The sequence below is a fragment of the Rugamonas apoptosis genome, assembly GCF_014042355.1.
Classification (GTDB): Bacteria; Pseudomonadota; Gammaproteobacteria; order Burkholderiales; family Burkholderiaceae_D; genus Rugamonas; species Rugamonas apoptosis.
On the sequence record NZ_JACEZU010000001.1, the window covers coordinates 59,807 to 85,725 of the forward strand.

General features: G+C 64.3%; 25 protein-coding genes. 3 read left to right on the top strand and 22 right to left on the bottom strand.

The genetic code is table 11. The features are described 5' to 3' along the window. Window positions 1–4 precede the first annotated feature (4 nt). On the top strand, window positions 5–397 hold the full coding sequence (locus H3H39_RS00250; protein ID WP_182151275.1) for a DUF6916 family protein: 393 nt from the start codon (window positions 5–7) through the stop codon (window positions 395–397). Window positions 398–403: 6 nt separating this feature from the next. On the opposite strand, the gene H3H39_RS00255 is transcribed toward H3H39_RS00250, so the two are convergent. Continuing rightward, entirely contained in the window at window positions 404–2,587 is a 2,184-nt protein-coding gene (locus H3H39_RS00255) for a TonB-dependent receptor (protein WP_182151276.1), read from the bottom strand. 214 nt (window positions 2,588–2,801) lie between these two features. Here H3H39_RS00255 and H3H39_RS00260 point away from each other — a divergent pair, with 214 nt between their 5' ends. Continuing rightward, a complete protein-coding gene (locus H3H39_RS00260) occupies window positions 2,802–4,160 on the top strand; it encodes a 3-oxoacyl-ACP reductase (RefSeq protein WP_182151277.1) in 1,359 nt (452 codons plus the stop codon). Between the two features lie 234 nt (window positions 4,161–4,394). Then, entirely contained in the window at window positions 4,395–4,739 is a 345-nt protein-coding gene (locus H3H39_RS00265; protein WP_182151278.1) for a DMT family transporter, read from the top strand. A gap of 31 nt (window positions 4,740–4,770) precedes the next feature. Here the strand turns inward: H3H39_RS00265 and H3H39_RS00270 are convergent, their stop codons facing one another. The 21 genes from H3H39_RS00270 to H3H39_RS00370 form a co-directional block, all read right to left on the bottom strand. Further along, window positions 4,771–5,550, bottom strand: coding sequence for an enoyl-CoA hydratase (locus H3H39_RS00270; RefSeq protein WP_182151279.1), 780 nt, complete (start codon window positions 5,548–5,550; stop codon window positions 4,771–4,773). Between the two features lie 77 nt (window positions 5,551–5,627). Continuing rightward, a complete protein-coding gene (locus H3H39_RS00275; protein WP_182151280.1) occupies window positions 5,628–6,824 on the bottom strand; it encodes an acetyl-CoA C-acyltransferase in 1,197 nt (398 codons plus the stop codon). An 80-nt stretch (window positions 6,825–6,904) separates the two neighbouring features. Continuing rightward, the gene (locus H3H39_RS00280; protein WP_182151281.1) at window positions 6,905–7,354 is read right to left on the bottom strand and encodes a PaaI family thioesterase; all 450 of its coding nucleotides are present in this window, start codon (window positions 7,352–7,354) and stop codon (window positions 6,905–6,907) included. Window positions 7,355–7,413: 59 nt separating this feature from the next. Beyond that, window positions 7,414–9,813 (bottom strand): 3-hydroxyacyl-CoA dehydrogenase/enoyl-CoA hydratase family protein, encoded by a 2,400-nt coding sequence (locus H3H39_RS00285; protein ID WP_182151282.1) that lies wholly within the window; start codon window positions 9,811–9,813, stop codon window positions 7,414–7,416. 20 nt (window positions 9,814–9,833) lie between these two features. Then, a complete protein-coding gene (locus H3H39_RS00290) occupies window positions 9,834–11,624 on the bottom strand; it encodes an acyl-CoA dehydrogenase C-terminal domain-containing protein (RefSeq protein WP_182151283.1) in 1,791 nt (596 codons plus the stop codon). A gap of 58 nt (window positions 11,625–11,682) precedes the next feature. Beyond that, entirely contained in the window at window positions 11,683–12,309 is a 627-nt protein-coding gene (locus tag H3H39_RS00295; RefSeq protein ID WP_182151921.1) for a TetR/AcrR family transcriptional regulator, read from the bottom strand. Between the two features lie 247 nt (window positions 12,310–12,556). After that, a complete protein-coding gene (locus H3H39_RS00300) occupies window positions 12,557–13,774 on the bottom strand; it encodes a GGDEF domain-containing protein (RefSeq protein ID WP_182151284.1) in 1,218 nt (405 codons plus the stop codon). Window positions 13,775–13,990: 216 nt separating this feature from the next. Then, complete coding sequence (locus tag H3H39_RS00305; RefSeq protein ID WP_182151285.1) at window positions 13,991–14,374, bottom strand: Hsp15 family ribosome-associated heat shock protein; 384 nt, start codon at window positions 14,372–14,374, stop codon at window positions 13,991–13,993. Further along, window positions 14,371–15,534, bottom strand: a complete 1,164-nt coding sequence (locus H3H39_RS00310) for a phospholipase D-like domain-containing protein (protein WP_182151286.1) — start codon at window positions 15,532–15,534, stop codon at window positions 14,371–14,373. The genes H3H39_RS00305 and H3H39_RS00310 overlap by 4 nt, the downstream gene beginning before the upstream one ends. An 8-nt stretch (window positions 15,535–15,542) precedes the next feature. Next, a complete protein-coding gene (locus tag H3H39_RS00315) occupies window positions 15,543–16,358 on the bottom strand; it encodes an endonuclease/exonuclease/phosphatase family protein (protein ID WP_182151287.1) in 816 nt (271 codons plus the stop codon). Window positions 16,359–16,403: 45 nt separating this feature from the next. Further along, window positions 16,404–16,682 (bottom strand): DUF2442 domain-containing protein, encoded by a 279-nt coding sequence (locus H3H39_RS00320; protein WP_182151288.1) that lies wholly within the window; start codon window positions 16,680–16,682, stop codon window positions 16,404–16,406. A 118-nt stretch (window positions 16,683–16,800) separates the two neighbouring features. Continuing rightward, a complete protein-coding gene (nudB, locus tag H3H39_RS00325; protein WP_182151289.1) occupies window positions 16,801–17,265 on the bottom strand; it encodes a dihydroneopterin triphosphate diphosphatase in 465 nt (154 codons plus the stop codon). 115 nt (window positions 17,266–17,380) lie between these two features. Beyond that, the gene (gene aspS, locus H3H39_RS00330) at window positions 17,381–19,180 is read right to left on the bottom strand and encodes an aspartate--tRNA ligase (protein ID WP_182151922.1); all 1,800 of its coding nucleotides are present in this window, start codon (window positions 19,178–19,180) and stop codon (window positions 17,381–17,383) included. Window positions 19,181–19,248: 68 nt separating this feature from the next. Next, a complete protein-coding gene (locus H3H39_RS00335) occupies window positions 19,249–19,869 on the bottom strand; it encodes a DUF502 domain-containing protein (protein ID WP_182151290.1) in 621 nt (206 codons plus the stop codon). Window positions 19,870–19,915: 46 nt separating this feature from the next. Next, window positions 19,916–20,209 carry an FmdB family zinc ribbon protein gene (locus H3H39_RS00340; RefSeq protein ID WP_182151291.1) on the bottom strand — a complete coding sequence of 98 codons (294 nt, stop codon included), beginning with the start codon at window positions 20,207–20,209 and terminating at the stop codon, window positions 19,916–19,918. Window positions 20,210–20,275: 66 nt separating this feature from the next. Beyond that, the gene (locus H3H39_RS00345) at window positions 20,276–20,872 is read right to left on the bottom strand and encodes a methyltransferase domain-containing protein (protein ID WP_182151292.1); all 597 of its coding nucleotides are present in this window, start codon (window positions 20,870–20,872) and stop codon (window positions 20,276–20,278) included. A 23-nt stretch (window positions 20,873–20,895) separates the two neighbouring features. Continuing rightward, window positions 20,896–22,464 (bottom strand): ubiquinone biosynthesis regulatory protein kinase UbiB, encoded by a 1,569-nt coding sequence (gene ubiB, locus H3H39_RS00350; RefSeq protein WP_182151293.1) that lies wholly within the window; start codon window positions 22,462–22,464, stop codon window positions 20,896–20,898. Continuing rightward, a complete protein-coding gene (locus tag H3H39_RS00355; RefSeq protein ID WP_311196817.1) occupies window positions 22,464–23,120 on the bottom strand; it encodes a ubiquinone biosynthesis accessory factor UbiJ in 657 nt (218 codons plus the stop codon). The genes ubiB and H3H39_RS00355 overlap by 1 nt, the downstream gene beginning before the upstream one ends. Before the next feature lie 179 nt (window positions 23,121–23,299). Next, window positions 23,300–24,250 (bottom strand): Tim44 domain-containing protein, encoded by a 951-nt coding sequence (locus H3H39_RS00360; RefSeq protein ID WP_182151294.1) that lies wholly within the window; start codon window positions 24,248–24,250, stop codon window positions 23,300–23,302. Between the two features lie 8 nt (window positions 24,251–24,258). Next, a complete protein-coding gene (ubiE, locus tag H3H39_RS00365) occupies window positions 24,259–24,993 on the bottom strand; it encodes a bifunctional demethylmenaquinone methyltransferase/2-methoxy-6-polyprenyl-1,4-benzoquinol methylase UbiE (RefSeq protein ID WP_182151295.1) in 735 nt (244 codons plus the stop codon). 117 nt (window positions 24,994–25,110) lie between these two features. Beyond that, complete coding sequence (locus H3H39_RS00370) at window positions 25,111–25,806, bottom strand: response regulator transcription factor (protein WP_182151296.1); 696 nt, start codon at window positions 25,804–25,806, stop codon at window positions 25,111–25,113. Window positions 25,807–25,919 lie beyond the last annotated feature (113 nt).

Genomic DNA, 25,919 nt, shown 5'->3' on the forward strand with positions numbered 1-25,919 from the left:
CATTATGGAACGGCGTACCTTCATCCTGGCCACCGGTGGCCTGCTTGGCGCCAGCGGCGCCGGCCATGCGGCCCCGCTGGCCGCCCTTGCCGTGCCGACGCTGGCGCCAGCCACCGCCTTGCGCGCGGCCAGCTTCGAACGCCTGGTCAACCAGACGTTCAACGTGTACGCCAGCCAGCGCGGCGTGGCCATGCAACTGGTGGCGGTGAAGCAGCAGCCGTCGGCCGCCGGCCACGAACAGTTCGGCCTGACTTTCAGCGGCGCCGGCGCCGGCCTGCCCAGCGGCACCTACACGGTGGAGCACGCGGCCATCGGCCAGGTGCCCATGTATCTGGAGGCGACGGGCGCGGGCGCGCAAGGCGCCAGCTACCGCGCCGACTTCAACCTGCTGACCTGAGGCCGCTCAGAACTTCGCGTTCAGGCCCAGCTTGACGGCGCGCGGCGAACCGGGCGTGATGTTGTCGTTGCTGTTGGCCGACGCGTAGTATTTTTTGTCGAACAGGTTTTCGACGTTGAGCTGCACCTGCAGGTTGCGGTTGACGGCGTAGTACAGCGCGCCGTCGAAGCGGGTGAAGCCGGGCAGCACGACGTTGTTGGTGGTGGACGGGAAGATGCTGCTGCGGTAGACGATGCCCAGCGCGGCGCCCAGCGCGTCACTGAAATCGTAGCGGTTCCACAGCGAGGCGCTGTGCTTGGGCACTTGCGCCAGCACGGCGCCCGCGAACGGACCGGTCTTGGCCACGTCGGCCGTCAGCTTCGCATCCTGGTAGGCGTAGCCGCCCATCACACTCCAGTTCTTCCACACGTTGCCGCTCAAGCCCAGCTCCACGCCCTTGCTGCGCTGGCCGTCGGCCAGCACGGATTTGGTCGAGTCGGTGGGATCGGCCACCACCACGTTCTTGCGATCGAGCCGGTAGATGGCCAGCGTGGCCGCCAGCTTGGGCAGGACGTCCCACTTCACGCCCACTTCCAGGTTCTTGAATTGCTCCGGATCGAAGGCCGCGTTGGTCGGCGTGAGCGACGCCAATTGGTCGCCCGCGCGCGGCAGGTAGGCCAGGCTGTAGCTGCCATAGATCGACACCGCTTCCACCGGCTTGTACACCAGCCCCGCGCGCGGCGAGACGGGCGTGTCGGTCACGCTGATGGTGGTGTTGTTGCGGTGGTTCAGGAAGTCCACCTTGAAGCGGTCGTAGCGCAGGCCGGCGATGGCTTGCCATTGCGGCGACAACTGCACCTGGTCCTGCAGGTAGACCGAAGCGACGGTGGAGGTGCCGTGGTTGTCGGCATCCGTGGCGGCCTGCTTGAAGGTGATCGGCGCCGTCACGATAGGATTGGAGGTCGGCACCATGATGGTGGTGGCGTTCGCGCCCACGGTCGGGAAGTAGCCGGTGTTGCGGTAGTTGTCCGTCACCTGGCGGCCCAGCTCCACGCCGGTGGCCAGCTTGTGCAGCAGCGCGCCTGTCTGCACGTCGAAGGTGAGGTCGGTCTGGTTGAACAGGTTGGTGCGCTGGGTGGCGTTGTTGTAGGCCTTGATCTCCACGCTGCCGCCGTCCGCGCTGACGGCGCCGGAGAAGGCGTTCTGGTAGAACTTGTCGTAGTCGGCGTAGCGGGTGCGGTTGCGCAGCATGGCGCCGTGGCCCAGGTCATGTTCGATCACGGCCGTGAAGGCATCCATGTTGGCCTTGGCGCGGCTCAGCTTCGCGTTACCGAAGAAGGTGGACGGGTCGGTGTCGAACGGCTTGCCCTGGTAGGACGGGATGCCGCGGTCGGCCGTGCGGTCATCCTCGAAATGCTCGTAGCCCAGCACCACGTTGGTGTCGGCACCGGCGCGGATGCCCACCGTGGGGTTGATGCCGGAACGCTTGACGGTCACGCCGTCGCGGAAGCTGTCCGAATTCTCGTACAGGCCGTTGACGCGCACGGCCACGCTGTCGTTGACCACCTGGCCCACGTCGGCCGTCAGGCGGCGGTTGGCCCAGGAGCCCAGCGTGAGCGACGCTTCGCGGATGTTGTTCCACTCGGGCTGCTTGCTGACGCGGTTGATCACGCCACCGGAACCGCCGCGGCCGAAGATCATCGCGTTCGAACCTTTCAGCGCTTCCACGCTTTCGATGTTGTAGAAGTCGCGGTAGTACTGCACGTCGTCGCGCATGCCGTCGATGAAGAAGTCGCCCGTCGAGCTGTTGCCGCGGAAGACGGCCGTATCGCGGTTGCCCTCGCCCTGCGCCGTCACCACGCCCGGCACGTAGCGGATCACGTCGGCCATCGATTGCATGGCCTGGTCGCGGATCAATTCCTTGGTCACCACCGTGATGGCCTGGGGCGTGTCGCGCAGCGCCGTATCGGTCTTGGTGGCCGTGGTGCTGTGGCTGGCGCCATAACCCGATTCCGCCGAACCCGTGATCGTGATCTGCTGCATCGGCATGTCGTCGTCCGCGCGCGCGGCCACGTGGGCCAGCAGCACCGATGCGCACGCGGCGCCAGCGACCAGGCGGGCGGCGTGGGCGATGGTGGACAGACGGGGCGCAGTGGCGAACATGGCGGACATGGCGGGGATGGCAGGAACGGCGGTGGCGCGGCGCGACATGATTTCTTCCTTAATGCAAATGAGAATGACTCGCATTATCAATCAAAATGTAGAAACGATCAACCACAATGTCCGCAGGGAATCTATGTGATATCAAGTTGAGGGAAGAAACCGGGGCGAACGCCGGCGGCGCCACCAGGGAACAAATAGAGCCCTGCGTCTATCGGCTCAGCGATATGATGACGTCGCAAACGCACCAAAACATGGGACACGTATGGCCGATATGCTGATCAAGTTGCACCGAAATCCCCTCACCTCGCGCCTCGTCAAGGCGCTGGGCGTGCCCAATCCCGTCACGCTGGCGCGGGCCGACGGCGGCTATACGGCGCGCCCGTTCGAGGGCAAGCACGCGCTGTTGTGCCGCAGCGCCGGCGGCTACGCGGCCGACGCCCTGCGGCGCGCCCTGGCCGATGCCGGCGCCAGCCACGTCGACCAACTGCCGGCGGATAGCACCGTGCGCGCGGACCTGGTGGTGATGGACGCCACCGGCTGCGCGGCGCCTGACGACTATCGCGCGTTATATGACGCGTTCCACCCCATCATGCGGCGCATCGCCCGCAACGGCCGCGTGCTGCTGGTCGCGGCCAGCCCGGAGGCATGCGCCACACCGGCCGCGATGGCCGTCAGCCGCGGCATGGAAGGTTTTGTGCGCAGCCTGGCGAAAGAGCTGGGAGCGAAAGGGATCACCGTCAACCAGTTGTACGTGGAGCGCGGTGCGCTGGAGCGGCTGCCAGGGCCGCTGCGCTTTTTCTGCGGCGCGCAATCGACCTATGTGACGGGCCAGGTGCTGCATGTGACGGCGCAAGTGACGGCGCCGGCGGCCACGCCGTTCAGCAAGGCGCTGGCCGGCAAGGTGGCGCTGGTCACGGGGGCGGCAAGGGGCATAGGCCGGGCCACGGCGGAACGGCTGGCGCAGGAAGGCGCGACCGTGGTGGCGCTGGACGTGCCGGCGGCCGAGGAGGAATTGCGGCGCGTGTGCGGCGCATTCGGCGGCGTGCCGCTGGCGATGGATATCGCCTCGCCGGCGGCGCCGCAACAACTGGCCGCTTTCCTGGGCGAGCGCTTCGGCGGCGTCGACATCGTGGTCCACAACGCCGGCGTCACGCGCGACAAGACGCTGGCCAACATGACGCAGCCGCAATGGGAACTGGTCATGCAGATCAACCTGGCGGCCGTGATGGCGATCGACGCGCACCTGCTGGAACGTGGCCTGGTGAAGCGGGATGGACGCATCGTCTGCCTGTCGTCCGTCAGCGGCGTGGCCGGCAACTTCGGCCAGACCAACTACGCCACCAGCAAGGCCGCGCTGATCGGCTACGTGGCCGCGCAGGCGCCGCTGCTGGCGCCGCGCGGCATCTGCATCAACGCCGTGGCGCCCGGCTTCATCCAGACCGCCATGACCGAGCAGATGCCGTTCATGACGCGCGAAATCGGCCGCCGCCTGAATTCGCTCAAGCAGGCCGGCTTGCCGCGCGACGTGGCCGAACTGATCACCTTCCTCAGTACACCCGGTGCCAGCGGCATCACGGGCAATACGGTGCGGGTGTGCGGCCAGGGGCTGATCGGCGCCTGACCGGCCCCTCGCCACCCGGCGCGCACCAAGCCCTCCCGCCGCCAGCCAGTCCTGTTTCAGCCAGGCCGGCGGGCAAGCCTGGCCACCGTGGCCGGTGCGATGATGGTGGACTTGAACTCGGATGACTGATACCGTGGAGGGCGTCTTCATCGAGCGACATCTTGAGTCCTCGGCTATTACCAAGCGACAGGAAGTAAGACACCCGCTCGTCATTTCACTTTGTCGGACACCCCTATGCTCGCCATGACAAATACCACGACAGCCTGGCTGATCATCCTCGTCTCCGGACTCCTGGAGATTGTTTTCTCCGTGAGCATGAAACTCTCCGACAACTACACGAAGCCACTTCCCTCCGTCATTTCCATCGGGGCTGCCATCCTCAGCGTCTGGCTCATGAGCCTCACGCTCAAGGCCATTCCAGTCGGCACTGCCTATGCCGTCTGGGCGGGCATAGGCGCAGCTGGAACCGTCGTGGTGGGCATGCTGATATTTCAGGAGCCCGCCACTTTTTCCCGCATCAGCTGCATCGGACTGATCGTCACAGGGATCGTCGGGTTGCAGCTTCAAGCTGCAACCTAGGTAGAGCGGGCCTTGTGCCCGCCCCCCCTGCTCAAGCGAACTTGGAGAAATCCGGCTTGCGCTTCTCGAAGAACGCCGTGAACGCTTCCTTCGCCTCGGGCGCTTCCAGCATGGCGCTGAACAGCTTGTTCTCGGCCGTCATGGTTTGCGTGATGGCGGCGTTGCGGCTGGCCTTCATCAGCTGCTTGGTGGCGCGCACGGAACTGGCCGGCAGGGCCACCAGCTTGGCCGCTTGCGCGCGCGCGTACGGCAGCAAGTCGGCCACCGGCAGCACTTTCGACACCAGGCCCATGTCCAGCGCTTCCTGCGCCAGGAACGCTTCGCCCAGCATCAGCTTTTCAGCCGCGCGCGGGTAGCCGGCCACTTGCGTCAGCAACAGGCTGGAGGCGAATTCCGGGCACAGGCCCAGCTGCGAGAACGGCATCGAGAATTTGGCGTTGTCGGCCGCGTACACCAGGTCGCAGTGCATCAGCAGCGTGGTGCCGATGCCGACGGCGGCGCCGGCCACGGCCGCCACCACGGGCTTGCTGGCGCCGCTCAAGGCCAGCATGAAGCGGAACACGGCACGCTCTTCGAGCGCCACGCCGTCGCTGCTGCGGGCGCTTTTCAGGAAGTCTTCCAGGTCGTTACCGGCCGTGAAAATCTCCGGTTTGCCGGCGATCAGGATGGCGCGCACGCTGGCGTCACGCTCGCCGTCGTTGATGGCGTCGGCCATGCTTTGGTACATGGCGCTGGTGATGGCGTTCTTGCGCTCGGGGCGGTTGAATTCGATGGTCAGGATGCCGTCGGCCTTGCTGCTCAAAATTTCCATATCGTCTCCAAAATGTGGAAAAGGGCGCCGGGGAAAATCCGCAGCGCCCTTGATGCTATTAGTCTATCGTGCCGTGTTTACACGCTCTCGAAGATACCTGCCGCGCCCATGCCGGCGCCGACGCACATGGTGACCATGCCGTATTTCAGCTTGTTGCGTTTCAGGGCGTGCACCACGGTGGCGGCACGGATGGCGCCCGTCGCGCCCAGTGGGTGACCCAGCGCGATCGCGCCGCCCATCGGGTTGACCTTGGCCGTATCCAGGCCCAGGTCGCCGATCACGGCCAGCGCTTGCGCGGCGAACGCTTCGTTCAGTTCAATCCAGTCCAGCTGGTCCTGGGTGATGCCGGCCAGGCGGCACGCTTCAGGAATGGCGAACTTGGGACCGATACCCATGATTTCCGGTGGCACGCCCTTGACGGCGAACGAGGAGAACTTGGCCAGCGGGGTCAGGTTGTGCTCGCGCAGGAATTTTTCCGACACGATCAGCAGCGCGCCGGCGCCGTCGGACATCTGCGAGCTGTTGGCGGCGGTGACGGAACCCTTGGCCGCGAACACGGGCTTCAGCTTGCCCAGCGATTCGATGGTGCAGTCGGTACGTGCGCCTTCGTCGGTGTCGACGGTGCGCTTCTTGATGGTGATCTCGCCGGTGGCCAGGTTAGGCGTGCGGGTGATGATCTCGACCGGGGTGGTCTCGTCCTTGAAGAAGCCGGCCTGCTGGGCGGCGATGGCGCGGCGGTGCGATTCGACCGAGAACGCGTCCTGCGCTTCGCGCGACACTTTCCATTGCTGGGCGACCTTCTCGGCCGTCAGGCCCATGCCGTAGGCCATGCCCACGTTTTCGTCGGTGAACATGTTCAGGTTCATCGATGGGTGGTGGCCCATCATCGGCACCATCGACATCGATTCCACGCCGCCGGCGATCATGGCGTCGGCCTGGCCCACGCGGATGCGGTCAGCGGCCATGGCGATGGCGGTGATGCCCGAGGCGCAGTAACGGTTGACGGTCACGCCGCCGATGGTTTTCGGCAGGCCGGCCAGCAGCACGGATTGACGGGCGATGTTGAAGCCCTGTTCCGCTTCCGGGAACGAGCAGCCGATGATGGCGTCGGTGATCAGGGCCGGGTCCAGGCCAGGCGCCTGGGCCATGGCGTTTTGCAGCACGCGCACCAGCAGGTCGTCCGGACGGGTCTTGTTGAACATGCCGCGCGGCGCCTTGCCGATCGGGGTGCGGGTAGCGGAGACGATGTATGCGTCTTGAAGTTGTTTGCTCATTTTATTCTTTCAAAAATTTTTGATCGAAGTTCTGTCGAAGTTCTGTCGAATCTGTTTCACCAGCCCGGGGCCGCCTGGGATCAGGCGCGCTTCTCGGACAAATACCAGTCCACTTGTACCTGCGCGGCCAGCGTGCCGGCGGCGTCGAAAATGTCGACCTCCACCGGGAACGCCACCTTGCCGGCCGTTTTCAGCTCGGCCTTGAGCGCGGCCAGGTCGCCCGGTACCCGGCCTTCGGCGCGGGTGGCGCCCTTGGCTACCTTCTGGTACTGGATGCGCGACTCCTTGGCCACGGGGCGCAAGCCCACGATCAGGTCCGCGAAGCCGCCCGCCATGGCCGCGCCGGAAGCCGTTTCGGCCAGCGTGAACAAGGCCCCGGCGTGCTGCGTGCCCAGGTGGTTGTTGAGCTTCGGGTCTTCCGGCATCGACACCTTGGCGGTGCCGTTACCGATTTCGTCGATCCGGATCCCCAGCAGGCGCACGAAAGGCAGGGTGTCCATCATTTGCTGCTTGATACGTTCATACACCATGCTTGGCCTCACACGCAGTAAAACTTTAAATACCAGGGACAGGACCGACATGACCGCGATTAGTTGCGCACCGGCTTACCGGTCTGCATCATGCCCATGATCCGCTCTTGCGTCTTCGGATGGTTCAGCAGTTCCAGGAACGCTTTACGCTCCATGTCCAGGAACCACTGCTCGCTCACGAACTGCCCCTGGTCGATATCGCCGCCCGACACGATCTCGGCGATCATCTCGCCCAGCTTGAAGTCGTGCGCGGAGATGAAGCCGCCGTCGCGCATGTTGACCAGTTGCGCCTTGACGGTGCCGTAGCCGTAGCGGCCGGTGATCTGCACCGGGGCCTGCAGCGGTGGACGGTAGCCCTTGTCGAACATGGCGCGCGCTTCCACCTTGGCCACGTGCAGCAGCTCGTAGGCGTTGAACACGATCACGTCGTCTTCCTTCAGGTAGCCCATGGCCTGCGCTTCCAGTGCCGACTTGGACACGTTGGCGGTGGCGGCATTGGTGAAGCCAGCTTTCAGGAATTGCAAAATGTCGTTGCCCTTGGCTTCCTTGGCGGCGCGCACGGCCGCTTCTTTCAGGCCGCCGCCGGCAGGGATCAGGCCCACGCCCACTTCCACCAGGCCGATGTACGATTCGATCGAGGCCACGCGCTTGGAAGCGTGCAGCGCCATTTCGCAGCCGCCGCCCAGGGCCAGGCCGGCCACGGCAGCCACCACAGGCACGTTCGAATACTTCATCGCCATGAAGGTGTCTTGCAGTTCGCGGATGATAGGATCGACCGCTTTGGCGCCGCCTTGCATGAACGCTGGCAGTGCCGATTGCAGGTCGGCGCCGGCCGAGAAGGCGCCGCCTTCAGCCGCGTCGGCGCTCCAGATCACCAGGCCCTTGAAGTTCTTGGCCGCTTCTTCCAGCGCCATTTTCAGGCCCTTGATGACGCCATCGCCAATCACGTGCATCTTGGTCTTGAGCGAGATCACCAGCACTTCGTCGCCCGAATGCCACAGGCGGACCGAGTCGTCCTCGAACACGGTGGTGCCGGCGGTGCGGCCATCCACGGCGCCGGCGCCCAGCACCGGTGCGCGGAATTCCTGGCGCTTGTACACGGCCAGGTCGGAACGCGGCACGAACGATTTCGACACCGACGACCACGAACCTTCAGGGGTGTGGACGCCGCCTTTTTCAGCGACCGGACCTTCGAACACCCAGGCTGGCAGCGGTGCGTTGCACAGTGCATGGCCGGCGTCGATGTCTTCCTTGACCCAGGTGGCCACTTGCGACCAGCCGGCCGCTTGCCACGTTTCGAACGGGCCGACGTTCCAGCCGAAGCCCCAACGCATGGCGAAGTCGATTTCGCGGGCATTGTCGGCGACGGTGTCGAGGTGGATCGCGATGTAGTGGAAAGCGTCGCGGAAGATCGCCCACAGGAACTGCGCCTGTGGGTTGGTCGATTCGCGCAGGGCCTTCATCTTCTTGACCGGATCTTTTTCCTTCAGGATGCGGGCCACGATGTCGGCGGCCTTGCCGCCACCCGTCACGTATTCACCGGTGGCGAAGTCCAGGCGCTGGATCTCCTTGCCCACTTTTTTGTAGAAGCCGGCGCCGGTCTTCTGGCCCAGCGCGCCCTTCTCGACCAGCTTGGCCAGCACGGCCGGGGTCTTGTAGACGGCGGCGAACGGATCGTTCGGCAGGTAGTCCTGCATGGTCTTGATCACATGGCCCATGGTATCCAGGCCCACCACGTCGGCGGTACGGAAGGTGCCCGACTTGGCGCGGCCCAGCTTGGCGCCGGTCAGATCGTCGACCACGTCGCACGACAGGCCGAACTTCTCGGCTTCATGCACGATGGCCAGGATGCCGAACACGCCCACGCGGTTGGCGATGAAGTTAGGCGTGTCCTTGGCGCGCACGACACCCTTGCCCAGGGTGGTGGTCAGGAAGCCTTCCAGCTGGTCGGCGATTTCCGGCTTGGTGGCAACGGTCGGGATGATCTCGACCAGGTGCATGTAGCGCGGTGGGTTGAAGAAGTGCACGCCGCAGTAGCGCGATTTCAGGTCGGCGTCGAAACCTTCGGACAGCTTGGTGATCGACAGGCCCGAGGTGTTCGACGCGAAGATCGCGTTCGGGGCGATGTGCGGAGCGACCTTCTGGTACAGGTCATGTTTCCAGTCCATGCGCTCGGCGATGGCTTCGATGATCAGGTCGCAGCCGGCCAGCAGGTCCAGGTTGTCTTCGTAGTTGGCGACCTGGATCAGGGAAGCGTGTTCCTTGTTGCCCAGTGGCGCGGGCGACAGCTTTTTCAGGTTCTCGATGGCGCGCAGCACGATGCCGTTCTTCGGACCTTCCTTGGCTGGCAGGTCGAACAGCACGACCGGCACTTTGGCGTTGACGCAGTGGGCGGCGATCTGCGCACCCATCACGCCGGCGCCCAGGACGGCTACTTTTTTAACGATGAAATTGGTCATGTCGTATCCTTAGTCTCTTCTTAGAACAGGTCAGCGTCGAGTGCCATCAGGTTGGCGGAACCGGCGCGCGCCTGGCGAATCAAGGTTGCGGTTTCTGGCATCAGGCGGGCGAAGTAGAAGCGCGCCGTGGCCAGCTTGGCTTTGTAGAAGGTGTCGCCGGAGGATTCTTTTTCCAGAGCGATCTTGGCCATCTGTGCGAACAGGTAGCTGTAGATCATGTGGCCGACCACACGCAGGTAAGGCACGCAGGCGGCGCCCACTTCGTCCGGATTCTGGAACGCTTTCATGCCGATTTCCATGGTCAACTTGGTGACTTTGTCGCCCAAATCGCCCAGTGGGGTGACGAATTCGCTCATGGCTTCATCGGTACCGTTTTCTTCGACAAACGCTTTCACTTTCTCGCCGAACTTGCGCAGCTTGGCGCCGTTGTCGCCCAGGATCTTGCGACCCAGCAGGTCCAGCGACTGGATGGTGTTGGTGCCTTCATAGATCAGGTTGATACGGGCGTCGCGCACATACTGCTCCATGCCCCATTCGGAGATGTAGCCGTGGCCGCCGAACACTTGCATCGCTTCCGAGGTGGCGATCCAGGCGTTGTCGGTGATGAAGGCCTTGATCACAGGGGTCAGCAGCGCCACTTCGTCGGCCGCTTCCTTGCGCACGTCCGCGTCTGGGTGGTGCAGTTCGCGGTCGATCTGCAGCGCCACGTAGGACGAGAAGGCACGGGCGCCTTCGGCGTAGGCTTTACCGGTCAGCAGCATGCGGCGCACGTCTGGGTGCACGATGATCGGGTCGGCGGGCTTGTCCAGCGCTTTCGGGCCGGTCAGCGAACGCATCTGGATGCGGTCCTTGGCGTAGGCCAGGGCGTTCTGGTAAGCCACTTCGGTCAGACCCAGCGACTGCATGCCCACGCCCAGGCGGGCCGCATTCATGAACACGAACATGGCGTTCAAGCCTTTGTTCGGCTGGCCGATGATCCAGCCACGGGCGCCGTCCAGGTTCATCTGGCAGGTCGAGTTACCGTGGATTCCCATCTTCTCTTCGATGGCGCCGCAGGTGATCGGGTTGCGCTCGCCGACTTTGCCGTCGGCGGTAGGCAGGTACTTCGGTACCAGGAACAGGGAAATGCCTTTCGAGCCTTCCGGTGCGTCCGGCACGCGGGCCAGCACCAGGTGCAGGATGTTTTCCGACATGTCGTGTTCGCCGGCCGAGATGAAGATCTTGTTGCCGGTGATCAGCCAGGAGCCGTCAGCCTGTGGCTCGGCTTTCGAGCGCAGCATACCCAGGTCGGTGCCGCAGTGTGGTTCGGTCAGGCACATGGTGCCGGTCCACTCGCCCGACACCAGCTTGGGCAGGTAGATTTTCTTTTGTTCGTCGGTGCCGTGCTCGAGCAGGCACTCGTAGGCGCCGTGCGACAGGCCGGGGTACATGGACCAGGCCTGGTTGGACGAGTTCAGCATCTCGTAGAACGAGTTGTTCAGCACGATAGGCAGGCCCTGGCCGCCGTATTCCGGCGAGCAAGCCAGCGCCGCCCAGCCGCCTTCCACGTACTGCTTGTACGCTTCCTTGAAGCCTTTCGGGGTGGTCACGGTATGGGTCGCCGCGTCGTGGTGGCAGCCTTCGCGGTCACCCGAGTGGTTCAGCGGGAACAGCACTTCCGAGGTGAACTTGGCGCCCTCTTCCAACACTTGGTTGATGATGTCGGCGTCGACGTCACCGTAGTGCGGCATTTGCTTGAGTTCATCTTCCACTTTCAGGAACTCGTGCAGCACGAATTGCATATCCCGGATTGGCGCGACGTATTGACCCATGATTTTCTCCTGATGTATTACTAAGTAATTGTTGAGTGGCTGCGGTGACCGCCGCCGCTTAAGTTTTTCCTGTGGCATCCGCCTGGTGGGGCGGCTGCGGGTTCCGGTAGTTCTCGATCAGCCGGTTAAAGCCGATGCTGGCGCGGTCCAGGCTGCCCGGGATGCGCAGGAAGCGCGCATCATGGTGCAAGGCCAGGATCAAACCGTACATCTCATACACCAGCTGCTGCGGGTCGGTATCCGGCTTGAGGTCGCCGCATTCGATGGCCTGGCGTACACAACGCAACAAAGCGCCCTGCCACGCGTTGACCATCGACATCAGCTCCTCCCGGATGGGACCGGGGCGGTCGTCGTATTCCACCGCGCCGCTGATATAAATGCAGCCCGATGCGACTTCCACGCTCACTCGCTTGACCCAGCGCGCAAACATCGCCTTCAGGCGTTGCAAGCCGCGCTGTTCCTTCACGCTGGGGAAAAACACTTCCTGCTCAAAGCGGTGGTGGTACAGCTTGAGCACTTCCAGCTGCAAGTCTTCGCGCGAACCGAAATGCGCGAACACCCCCGATTTGCTCATGTTCATCCTGTCCGCGAGCAAGCCGATGGTGAGTCCTTCGAGCCCATCACGACTAGCCAGGTCCAGCGCCACATCGAGAATGGCCGCGCGAGTCAGTTCACCCTTACGCATAAATTTGATAGAAGTATTAATAAGTACACCCAAGGTAAAAATTCAACAAAAAGGAGAAACAATCATTCTCCCCCAGTTGAAATTACTTCGTGTGAAAAGAATTGCGAACGCTCGTACTATTATCCACCGGGTGGTAAAAGTCAAACAGTACCGTTAGAGGCGTGGTTCTATTGCTGCGACGCAGCAGCATTGTGGGTAATGGGGGACGCAAGGCCGGTGTAACACCGGCCCGCCCGCCGCCGAACCGTCAGACGGGCGCCGTCGTGGCGATGGCTGGCATGGTGGGATGGCTGGGCGCGAGGACCGCCGCCGGCTCGCCGCCGACCACCCGGTCGCGGCCGCCCTGCTTGGCCGCATACATGCGCTGATCGGCCAGTTCGACCAGCCGTTTCCAGTCGCCAACATGGTCGGCCCGGCGCTCGGCGATGCCGATGCTGGCCGTCACCGGGCCGCCCTCGGGACGCTCGCCGAAGCCGCCGCCGCGCAGCCGCTCGATGGCCGTCCGGGCCTGCTCCAGGCCCGCGCCCGGCATGATCAGCAGGAATTCCTCGCCGCCCCAGCGCGCCAGCACGTCGCCGTGGCGCATATGCTGGGTGACCCGTTCGGTCATGGTGACCAGCGCCCGGTCCCCCGCCTCGTGGCCGTAACCGTCGTTGATGCGCTTGAAATGGTCGAGGTCGAGGAAGGCCACGGCGAACGGCGCGTCGGCACGCTCGGCCATCGTGAAATGCAGGTCGAGGATTTCCATGCCGCTGCTGCGGGAAAAGGCATTGGTCAGCGGATCGCGGATGGCCTGACGCACCAGCGCGATCATGAACGCGAGCTGGCAGATGCCGGCCAGCGCGGCCACGCCCGTGATCAGCACCAGCAGCCAGAATGCGCCGGTGAACGCGGGCCAGTCCATGGCCGCCCAGCGCAGGTAGCCGGACACGGCATGGCAGATCAGGATGGGGCTGGCGACCACGAAGCTTTCGGCGACGGCGAGCGGGAACACGGCCAGCCCCCCCAGCAGCACAAAGGGCAGGAAGGCGTAGCCGGCCCCGATCGCGGCCGACATCCCGGTCAGCTGGTAGTGCGCGAGCAGCGAGTGCGAAGCGACGTAGAACACGGTGGGGATGGCAAACAGCAGGGCCATGGCCCGGTAGGCGTTGAACAGGTCGCCGTTGGAGCGGTAATAAACCAGCAAACTGGCGAAGGCGGCGCTGGCGGCGAAGCGCATGAACGCCAGCTGGCCCCACAGCGGGAACGGAAACACGACGAAATCGATGATGCTCCACAGCGGCGTGAGCACGGCGAACAGGAAGGCGAACAGGCGGACGCGGTTGACGATCAGCGCCGCGCGGCGCCGCGCCAGCAGGCTCAGATGGCGGTGCGGCGAAAACAGCCAGCCGAGTTCGCTTTTCTTCAGCTCACCGGGCATCAGCCCCATCAAGCGGTGCCAGAGCATTTCCGAAACCTGATTCATGCATGCCTTTTCAACGTCGCCGCGGCAGGGGCGGCGGCGCCCCCGTGCCTGCTTGGGAATGGCTGGCCAAGGATGGATGGCCAGTGCTCGCCTTTCTTGCCAGCTAGCAATCCTAAGCCATGTCAATAGCGCTGTCACCGGCGTGACGGCATTTCTTGACCCATGACAAGTAAATCGTTGACGATTTGCCGCAAGGGCAGCGGCGGCGGCGGCGGCTCAGTCCGGATCGCCCAGCTTGCCCAGCTGGCGGCGGTCGCGTTTGGTGGGCCGGCCCTTGATGTCGGCGCCCGGTTCGCGGAACAGCCGGCGCCGCTCGGCCGTCTCGGCCCGGGCCGTCACGCTGGCCGCCGTCTCCTCGTACAAGGTACGGGCGATGGGCGCGGCCGCGCGCACGTCCGACAAGCCCAGCACCAGCACTTCCCAGCGGTCCGAACCGTTATCGATGGCCAGCTTGTCGCCCACCCGCAGGGCGCGGGCTGGCTTGACATGGTCGCCGTCCAGCTTCACGCGGCCGCTGTCGACGGCCTCCGTGGCCAGCGAGCGGGTCTTGAAGAAGCGCGCCGCCCATAACCATTTGTCCAGCCTGACCGTCTCGTTCACGCGTATTTCCCCACTGCGAAGATGCGCATCAGCAACTTGTAGCCCATGTAGGCCAAGCCATAGCCGAGGCGGCGCCAGCGGCCCACATTGGCGAACTCGTGCGCATGCACCACCACGCCGTCGGCGATGGCTTGTTCGATGTGGGCCCGCAGGCTGCGGGCGAACACGGCGTCTTTCACGACCACGTTCGCCTCCTGATTCAAAAACAGGCTCAAGCCATCCACATTGCTTGAACCCACGGTGGCCCAGTCGTCGTCGATCACGGCCACTTTGGCGTGCAACTGGGTCTGATGGTATTCCACCACTTTCACGCCGGCCGCCAGCAGCTTGGGGTAGAAGGAATGGGCCACGGCGTCCTGCAGCCAGAATTCGCCCACCCCGATCAGCAGCACCACCTCCACCCCGCGCTCGGCGGTGGCCGCCAGCGCCCGGCGGAACTTGCGGTCCGGCGCGAAATACGGGTTGGCCAGCAGTACGCTCTTGCGGGCCCGGCCCAGCGCCTGCAGGTAGGCGCGCTGGATAGTGACGCGGTTGCGCAGGTTGTCGCGCACCACAAAGCCGGCCTGCACCATAGCGCGGTTGGCCACCTGGTTCAGCTTGCGCAAGTCGCGGTACAGGCTGATACGCTTGAAAATGCCCAGCTTGCCCTGGCGCGCCCACTGGGCTTCCGCTTCCGTCTGGATGGTGGCCACCAGCGGCCCGCGCACGGCCACCGCGAAGTCCCAGCGCGGCGCGGCCAGGGGAATGTTGTGGTCGCGGTCGCAGAACAGATCATCGTTGATGTTGATGCCGCCCACAAAAGCGACGCCGTGGTCCACCACGCAGATCTTGCGGTGGGTACGGGTCATGCCGCGCCGGAACCAGGGGTTGAAGATGCGGTGCTCAACCCGCGCCATCACCAGTTCCGCATGCAGCCGCTCGACCTGGTGGCGGCCGGTGCCAAACCAGTCCGTGATCATGCGCACCTGCACCCCGCGCGCGGCGGCCCGCATCAGGGCGCCACGCACGGCCAGGCCCGTCTCGTCCTCGGCGAAGATATACGTCTCGAAATAGATCTCGTACTGGGCCGCGTCGATGGCCGCGATGAGGGCCGGGAAATACTCGGTGCCGCAATAGAGCAGCTCGATCTCGTTATCAGCCAGGAAATTAACGGAACGCATAGAACCGCTCAGGCCAGGGCCAGCGTGGCGACGATAGGCGCGTGGTCCGACAGCCTGGCCCACAGCGTGCCGTGCAAGACCTCGGCCGCCTTCACTTCGAAGCCGCGCACGTAGATGCGGTCGAGCCGGAAGAACGGCAGCGCGGCCGGGAAAGTACGGGCCTGGCGCACATTGTTTTTGCCGCCCAGCACACGGCCCAGTTCATCGAGGGTGGAGTTGGAGCCGATCTGATCGAACACTTCCACCACGCCCAGTTCGTGCCGCAGTTCGGCGCTGAGGGAATTACGCCAGTCGTTGAAGTCGCCGGCGATAATCACCGGTTCACCGTTCGGGGCCGAGGTGCGCACGGCCTCGATCAGGGCCGCCGTCTGGCGCTTGCGTCCGCCTTCGAACAGGCCCAGGTGGACCACGTAGCAATGCACGACCACGCGCGGCGTCCGCAGTTCGCAGTGCAGGATGCCGCGCTGCTCGAACGCATGGTCGGACACGTCGTGGTTATGGGTGTGGACAATAGGAAAGGCGCTCAGCAAAGCGTTGCCATGGTGGCCATGGTCGTAGACGGCGTTCATGCCGTAGGCCGTGTGCTCATGGCGCGACTCGCCGGCCAGGAATTCATGCTGGGCCGCGTCCGGCCAGTGCTGGTGGCCATTGTGTTCGGCGCCGTACTGGGCCGCGTTGAGATCGTGGCGGCCCTGCACTTCCTGCAGGAATACCACGTCCGCATCGAACAAGCCGATGGCCTGCTTCAGCGCGTGCACCCGCGGCAAGCTGCGGATGGCGGAAACGCCTTTGTGGATGTTGTACGTGGCGACGCGGATCTTCATGAGGTCATTCTACCTCCATCGACCCGGTTTCCGGCAGCCCCGCCGTTAAGGCTGGCGCGTCGAGGCGGATGGATAGCCGGCGGCGGGACAAGCGCGCAACATACCCTCCACGCTCAAATCCTCGTCCAGCTGTTCCCAGTGCAGGCCACGCCCCGCACTGATGATTTCCCCATCATTCAACTGGGGCGGCGTGGCAGCGGCCAGCCGCGGATACCAGGCGAGCGGCGTTCCGACGCGCCGGCCATCCATCAACTCGACAGTGAGATATTCAGCGTCAATCGCAACATGCCGGATACGGTCGTCAGCTATTGTCGAAGTGCTCATTCCATCTCCTCAAAAACTCCAGACGGTTGTCGGAAATGATACGCGCTATTTCGCGCAAATCAACGGCAGCGAAATGAGAATTGCGCACCATCGTGGCACGGCACAAGTGTGGGAGCGGCTAGCTCCGGGCTTGCCTTAGCTGCTGCGGCAATTGCAGGATGGCTTCCGCGTTGGACGAGGAGAAGCATTTGTCGGCCGCTTCCAGGTAGGGCAGCCAGATGTGGTTCAGGTGCTCGCGCGGCGCCAGCGTGATCGGGATGTCGCGCGGCACTTCGACGCTGAATACGTGTTCCGTGTTTTCCGTCACGCCCGGCGCGTAGCGGTGGCGCCACACGGGGTAGATGGTGTAGATGTTCGACAGCAGCCAGTCGCGCAACACGATGCGCGCGCCGTCGGCCACGATGCCCGTCTCCTCGAACAGTTCGCGCGTGGCCGTGTGCAGCAGCGGTTCGTCCGGCGCGTCCAGCGAGCCGGTCACGGATTGCCAGTAGCCAGGCCGGTCGGCCCGCTCGATCAGCAGCACTTGCAGGTCGGCCGTGTGGATCACCACCAGCACGGATTCGGGAATCTTGTAGGGCTTCATGGTCCGATCATAAAAAAGGCGCAGTCGCCCGCGCCTTCTTGCTTCCAGTTGCCGGCCGCGCGGCCAGGGGTCTGCCCCGATAATACGGGACGGACCCCAATTTTTCGCCAGCGAATTAGCCAGCCACTTTCGGCTCGGCGGCGCGCAGGCGGATGTGCAGTTCGCGCAGCTGCTTCTCGTCCACTTCCGACGGCGCCTGGGTCAGCAGGCACTGGGCGCGCTGGGTTTTCGGGAAGGCAATCACGTCGCGGATCGAATCGGAACCGGTCATCATGGTCACGATACGGTCCAGGCCGAACGCCAGGCCGCCGTGCGGAGGCGCGCCGTATTGCAGCGCGTCCAGCAGGAAGCCGAACTTCAGGCGGGCTTCGTCGGCGTCAATCTTGAGCGCGCGGAACACTTTCGACTGCACTTCCTCGCGGTGGATACGGATCGAACCGCCACCCAGTTCCCAGCCGTTCAGCACCATGTCGTAAGCCTTGGCGACGCAGGCGCCTGGATTGGTTTCCAGCATGTCTTCGTGGCCATCTTTCGGTGCCGTGAACGGGTGGTGGGTCGCGGTCCAGCGATCCGATTCCTCGTCGTAGTCGAACATCGGGAAGTCCACCACCCACAGCGGCGCCCAGACGTCGTCGAACAGGCCGGCTTTCTTGCCGAATTCGCTGTGGCCGATCTTCACGCGCAGCGCGCCGATGGCGTCGTTGACCACCTTGGCCTTGTCGGCGCCGAAGAAGATCAGGTCGCCGTCCTGCGCGCCCGTCAGTTCCAGCACCTTGGCCAGTGCGGCGTCGTGCAGGTTCTTGACGATAGGCGATTGCAGGCCGTCGCGGCCCTTGGCCTTCTCGTTGACCTTGATGTAAGCCAGGCCCTTGGCGCCGTAGATGGCCACGAACTGGGTGTAGGCATCGATTTCCGAACGGGGCATTTCGCCGCCCTTCGGTACGCGCAGGCCGACCACACGGCCGTTAGCCATGTTGGCAGCGCCCGAGAAGACCTTGAAGTCCACGTCCTTCATCACGTCCGTCAGGTCGGTGAATTCCAGCTTGACGCGCATGTCCGGCTTGTCCGAACCATACATGCCCATGGCGGTGGCGTAGTCCATCACCGGGAATGGGTTAGGCAGGTCGATCGCCAGGGTGTTCTTGAACACTTTGCGGATCATGTCTTCGAACAGGTCACGGATTTCCTGTTCGGTCAGGAACGACGTTTCGCAGTCGATCTGGGTGAATTCAGGCTGGCGGTCGGCGCGCAGGTCTTCGTCGCGGAAGCACTTGGTGATCTGGTAGTAGCGGTCGAAGTTGGCCACCATCAGCAGTTGCTTGAACAGCTGCGGCGATTGCGGCAGCGCGAAGAAGTTGCCGGCGTTGACGCGCGACGGCACCAGGTAGTCGCGCGCGCCTTCCGGGGTCGACTTGGTCAGCATCGGGGTTTCGATGTCGATGAAGCCCAGTTCGTCCAGGTACTTGCGCACTTCCATCGTCACCTTGTAGCGCAGGCGCAGGTTGTTCTGCATCTGCGGACGGCGCAGGTCCAGCACGCGGTGGGTCAGGCGGGTGGTTTCGGACAGGTTATCGTCGTCCAGCTGGAACGGCACGGCCACGGAGGCGTTCAGCACTTCCAGGTGCGAGCACACCACTTCGATCTTGCCCGATTTCAGGTTGTTGTTGACGGTGCCTTCCAGGCGGTCCTTGACCACGCCGGTCACGCGCAGGCAGTACTCGTTGCGCACCGCTTCGGCGGCCTTGAAGACGTCGGCCTGCTCGGGATTGCAGACGATCTGCACCAGGCCTTCGCGGTCGCGCAGGTCGATGAAGATCACGCCACCGTGGTCGCGGCGACGGTGTACCCAGCCGCACAGGCTGACGGTTTGGCCAAGCAGGGCCTCAGTGGTGAGGCCGCAGTAGTGAGTACGCATGGAGGACATGTTATTTCTCAGTTCAGGTTAAATAGTTCAGTTTATTTATCGGGGCGCGGACGCCCGTTTTATGGTTTGCCGGCCGTCTCGGCGCCGGGCACATGATCCGGTGCCACCACCCCCATCGACACGATGTACTTCAAGGCCGCATCCACGCTCATGTCCAGTTCCACCACGTTTTCCTTCGCCATCATCAGGAAGAAACCCGAGGTGGGATTGGGCGTGGTGGGCACGTACACGCTCACGTAATCGCCCACCAGGTGGTTCTTCACGTCGCCGCCGGGCGTACCCGTGAGGAAAGCGATGGTCCACGAATCGCGGTGCGGATACGGCACCAGCACGGCCTTGCGGAAGGCGTTGCCGGACGACGAAAACAAGGTGTCCGAGACCTGCTTCACGCTCGAATACAGCGAGTTGACGATGGGGATGCGCTGCAACAGCCGCTCCCAGATCCGCACCACGTAATTGCCCACCAGGTTGTTGGTGAGCAGGCCGGTCAGGAACACGATCAATACCGTCAGCATCGTCCCCAGGCCGGGGATGTCGAAGCCGAACAGGGTGCGCGGCTGCCACCGTACCGGCACGAACAGCAGCGACTGATCCATGGTGCTGATCACCAGGTTCAGCACCCAGGCCGTGATGGCCAGCGGTACCAGGATCAGCAGGCCGGTAATGAAGTATTTACGCATTCGTGCTCTCTAGAGTGAATAAGGTGCCGCCAGGCGGCACGGCCAATCAATCCGCTTTGCCGCCGGTGGTGGCTGGCGCGGCCGCTGGCGTAGCCGTGGGGGCCGCGTCCGCCTTGGGCGCGGCCGGGCCGCTGGACACCCCGGTGGCCGGTGGCGTACCGCCACGGAAGTCCGTCGCATACCAGCCCGTACCCTTGAGCTGGAAGCCGGCGGCCGTCAGTTGTTTCTTGAACGACGACTTGCCGCAAGTGGGGCAAACCGTCAGCTGCGGGTCGGAAATCTTTTGCAAGACATCCTTGGCAAAACCACATTCCTCGCAGCGGTAAGCGTAGATCGGCATCTATTACTCCGCAAAAACAATCAAAAACCCTGAATTATAAAGCTTTTTTCACCGGCCTCGCCGGTTTCAGCGACGCCGCCATTGCAGCCAGCGTTCCTTGCCCTGGAATACAGGGATGGAATCGGCCACATCCAGATCGGCCTCGCAGTCGAAATACGGCGCCAGCAAGGCGTCCAGCTGGGCGCGGGCGATGCCGAACGGCGGGCCCTTGGGCGCGTCGTCGAAGAAAAAGAAGCCGGCCAGCAAACCGCCCGGCGGCAGCAGCGCGGCCCAGCGCGCCGCCACGTCGGCCCAGCGTTCGCGCGGCATGGCGCACAGGAAAGCCCGTTCGTAAATCAGTTGCAGGGGCTGGATCGGCTGCCAGCTGAAGAAATCGGCCTCCACCACCCGCTCGGCCCAGCGGCCCACGGCCGCCTTGCCGGCCACCACGGCGGCCGGGGAAAAGTCGATGGCCGTGGCGTCCCAGCCGGCCTCGGCCAGGAACGCCAGTTCCCAGGCGCTGCCGCAGCCGGGAATCAGCGTGCGCAACGGCGCGGGCGCGGCCGCCACGAAATCGCGTAACGCTTGCGGCACCCCGCCCCGGTCCCAGGGCGTGAATTGCTTGTCAAAACGCTCATCCCAGAAGGCGGGCGAGCGTGGGTCGCGTTCATGAAATTCCTGCATAGTACGGCCGCCGTTCTATAAACCTAGTGAATACTGTGCATGCGCAGGTAGAGCTGGAATCCCGCCACGCCCAGCCCGAAAGCACCCGCGAAATAGACCACGAAACTGAGCAGCCGGTTGGTGCGTTGTTGTTCGGAGATCAACACCCGGATCAGTTCCGTATCGTTGACAGGCGGCTCGCCCGCCTGTTCCAGCGCCCGGTGCAGCAGGCGCGGCAGTTGCGGCAGCACGTGGGTGTAGCGCGGCGCTTCGGCCTTCAGGCGCTCCAGCATGCCTTGCCAACCCACTTGCGCCGCCATCCATTTTTCCAGGTAAGGCTTGGCCGTCTTCCACAAATCCAGGTCCGGGTCCAGCTGGCGGCCCAGGCCTTCGATGTTGAGCAGGGTCTTTTGCAGCAGCACCAGTTGCGGCTGCACTTCCACATTGAAGCGGCGCGAGGTCTGGAACAGGCGCAACAGGATCTGGCCGAACGAGATGTCTTTCAGCGGACGGTCGAAGATCGGTTCGCAGCAGGCGCGCACGGCCGATTCGAGCTCGTCGACGCGGGTATCGCGCGGCGCCCAGCCGGATTCGATGTGGGCTTCGGCCACGCGCTTGTAGTCGCGCCGGAAGAAGGCCAGGAAGTTCTGCGACAGATAATCCTTGTCGAAATCGTTGAGCGTGCCGACGATGCCGAAGTCGAGCGCGATGTAGCGCCCGAAGCTGGCCGGATCGATCGACACGAGGATATTACCGGGGTGCATATCGGCGTGGAAGAAACCGTCGCGGAACACCTGGGTGAAGAAGATTTCCACCCCATCGCTCGACAGCTTCTTCAAATCCACGCCGGCCGCCTCCAGCCGGTCGATCTGGGACACGGGAATGCCATGCATGCGTTCCATCACGATCACGCTGCTGGAGCAATAATCCCAGTACATTTCCGGCACCAGCAGCAGGCTGGAATTGGCGAAATTGCGGCGCAGCTGGCTGGCGTTGGCCGCCTCGCGCATCAGGTCCAGCTCGTCGTGCAGGTATTTGTCGAACTCGGCCACCACCTCTTTCGGTTTCAAGCGCTTGCCGTCGGTCCAGATACGCTCGATCCACTCGGCCGCGATGTGCATCAGGGCCACATCGCCGTCGATGGACTTCTTCATGCCGGGGCGCAGCACCTTGACGGCCACTTCCTTGCCATCCTTGAGCGTGGCGAAGTGCACCTGGGCGATCGAGGCGGACGCCACCGGCGTGCGCTCGAAGCTCGAGAACAGCTGGTCCGGGTGGTCGCCCAGCGACTTGCGGATCTGGGCGATGGCCAGGTCGGAATCGAACGGCGGCACCCGGTCCTGCAGCTTGGACAGTTCCACCACCAGGTCGAGCGGGATCAGATCGCGGCGGGTCGACAGTACCTGGCCGAACTTGACGAAGATGGGGCCCAGTTCCTCCAGCGCCATGCGCAGGCGCTCGCCACGGGGGGCGGAAATGTCGCGCCAGAAGATGAGCGTGTCGATCAGCTTGGCCGTGCGCGGCACTTTCAGGCCGGCGATGGCGATTTCATCGAGGCCATACTTGACCACCACCCGCAGGATTTTCAGCAGGCGCAAAAATTTCAATATCATCAATGATCCAGTGCTTGTGGCTTGGCGGCGCGGGCGGCCAGCAATTGTTCCAGCTTGGCGATGCGCTTGGCGGCGCGTTCCACGTCATCGCGCAGGCGCGACACGTCGGACGAGAATTCGGCCACCACGGCCGGGCGCAGCAGCACGGGCCGTTCCTCGGCCAGGAATTCAGCCACGTTCTCGGCCAGCTTGCGGTGCCCGCTTTGCACGGCCGCGAACGCCGCGCGGGCGCCCGCCACCATGCGCACGGCCGCCACCGGGCCCACCACTTTTTCCAGGTCATGCTCCGCTTCCCAGCGCAGCGACTTGCTCAGGCTGGACAGGCAGTTGGCGAACTCGGCGTCGCCCTCGATGCGCACGTAGGAAAACGCCCGCTCGCGGTTTTGCGCGATCAGCGGCAGGTCCGCCAGCTTGACGTGGATGGTGACGCTGGCCGGCGCGTCGGCCTCGGCCACGGCCAGATAGCCGTCACCCGACACCCGCAGGCGCACGGCCACGGACGCCGCGTCCACGCAGGCGACCTTGCCGGCATGCGGGGCCAGCTCGCGCCGCGCCCACGGCTCCTGGGCCAGCAGATGGTTGAGGGTGGCGGCGAGTGGCGCCAGCAGCGTCGTCGCGGCGGACGCGGGAGTGGGAATGGAAGTGAAAGAAGTCACGGTGGTGTCGATAGGTGGCCGCACATAAAACAAAACCGCCCGGAAAGTCGGGCGGTCTTGATCTTACCAGTTTGCGGGAAAACTGCCGCGGCGCAAACCGCAAAAACCGCTGAAATCCGGGGAAGTAACACGGTGTCGCGCCGTTGCGCCGACAATTCCGTGTGATCTCCCCGGCTGGCTTATGCCAATTGCTGGATACCGGCCAGCAGCCAGCCCATGCTGCCGTTGACGGGCTTGGCCAGGTTCCACACTTCATGGAACGGCTCGGCCAGCGCGCCCGGCGCGGAACGGATCATGCCGGTGAACTTGACGCTGGCCAGGTAATCCTGGTCCGACGTTTCGATGCCCAGCAGTTCGGCGTCGATGCTGACCACGTCCGTGAAATCGGCTTGCGCGCCCCGTTCCGTGATCTGCATCTTCATCTCGGCGAACACTTCCGGCGTGGTGAATTCGCGGATGTCGGCCACGTCGCCCTTGTCCCAGGCCGCTTGCAGACGGATGAAATTGCCCTTGGCTACGCGCAGGAACGTGGCCGTGTCGAAATCGGCCGGCACGCCCCATGGCGTGTGCGGTGCGGCTGCGGTGGCAGCGGCAGCGGCGCCGGCTGGCTGGGCATCGAATGCCGCTGGCTGCAGGCGCGTGCCGATTTCCGGCGTGGCGACGGCGCCAGGGCCGCCGAAGTTGGCCCCGGCGTTGCCACCGAAGTTGCCACTCATTGCGGTGGCCGGCACCGGCTTGGCGCCGCTCAGGCCGCGCAACATGCGGATGATGAAGAAGGCCACACCGCCCAGCAGCAGCACTGTCAGCAGCGAGCCGAACATGCCGCCGCCCATGCCGAAGTGCGACATCAGCGCGCCCATGCCCAGGCCCAGCAAGGCGCCGCCCAGGATGCCTTTCCACGGGCTGGCTGGCTTGGGTGGCATCGCGGCCGGCGGCGCCACGGGCGCGGGCGCCGGTGCGGCGGCCTGGCGCGGCGCGGTTGGGGCTGGCGCGGGCGCCATCCGGCTCACGTTCTGCGACTGGCGCCCGAACGAACGGCCGCCGCCCATGGGACGCGCGGTCGCCTCGGCCATCAGCGACAGGGCGGACACGGCCAGCAAAGCGCCAACCAGGATTTTCTTCATGTTCATTTTGTCTTTTACAGTTTGATACCGGTGTGCAAAGCGGCCACACCTGCCGTCAGGTTGTAATACTGGACCCGCTCCAGTCCTGCCTCTTCCATCATCGTCTTCAACGTTTCCTGGTCCGGGTGCATGCGGATCGATTCGGCCAGATAACGGTAGCTGTCGGCGTCGCCGGCGATCTTCTGGCCCATCCATGGCAACACATGGAAGGAATACAGGTCGTACGGTTTCTGCAGCGGCGCCGCCACCTTGGAAAACTCCAGCACCAGCAGCTTGCCGCCCGGCTTGAGCACGCGCCGCATTTCCTTCAGCGCCTGGTCCTTGTGGGTCATGTTGCGCAGGCCGAAGGCGACGCTGACGCGGTCGAAGTAATTGTCCGGGAACGGCAGTTTTTCCGCGTCACACAGCAAGGTGGGGGTCAGCAGGCCGCGATTCAAGAGCCGGTCGCGGCCCACGCGCAGCATGGATTCGTTAATGTCCGTCAGCCACACTTCGCCCGATGGGCCCGCCTGCTTGGCGAACACCTTGGCCAGGTCGCCCGTGCCGCCGGCGATGTCGAGCACCTTGAAACCGGGGCGCACGCCCGCGTTGGCGATGGTGAATATCTTCCACAGACGGTGCAGGCCGCCCGACATAACATCGTTCATCACATCGTATTTGGTGGCGACGGAATGGAAAACCTTGGCGACTTCGTGGACTTTTTCGTCTTCGGAGACGGTCTTGTAACCGAAATGGGTGGTATTGGTCATGGTGGGCAGCCTGTTAGTTTGCCAGCATTATACAAGCGCGAGGGGTAAACGCAGCGTGGGCGGCGTCAGGCCAGCGCCAATCAGGCGAACCTGGAGAGTTCCCCGGTGCAGGAGCGGCTAGTGGCCCAGGCCCAGTTCGCGCGCCAGCATGTGGCGGGAGGCGAAATCGTACAACGCCACCCGGCTGTTGACGCCCAGCTTGGCGTAGATGGCGGTCAGGTGGTTGCGCAGCGTGCGCTCGCCGATCTCCAGGCGCTGGGCGATCTCGGCCGTGCCGGCGCGCGGGTCGCGCACCAGTTCGGCCACCGCCAGCCGCTCCTTGCGCGTGAGGCGGGCCAGCTTTGCATGGGCCGGGTCTTCCTGCGCCTTGCTGCGGGCGATGCTCTCCAAAATGCGCACGGTGGCCAGGCGGTCGACCCAGAACTCCCCTTCCCTCACCTTTTCGATGGCCTTGGCCAGCATGTCGACCGGTTCGCTCTTGCAGACCAGGCCATTGGCGCCGGCCAGCACGGCCTCGTCGGCCAGGGTGGATACGCGCGAACTGCTGATGGCCAGCACCTTGCCCCGGAAGCCCGGCAACAGCTCGCCGATCAGCGCCAGCGGGTTGGCGCCGTCCAGGTCGTACAGCACCACGTCGGCGCCATGGCGGCGCAAGTGCTCGCGCGCCTCGGCCACGGTGGCCACGCTGCCGGCCAGTTCCAGCGCCGGCTGGCGCGCCTGGATCAGTTGCGCCAGCCCCCAGGCCGTGATCGGCAAGTCGCAAATCAACAACACCCGGATGAGCTTGGTGAGGCCGCTATGGGTGGGCGCCATGGTCCCGCCCCGCCTGTCCTGGCCCAGCCCCGCCGTCCTCGTACAAATCGTTGCCGTTCATGCCGCCTCCCATGACGTTTGTCATAGTTTTATCACAGGAAATTGTAATTGGC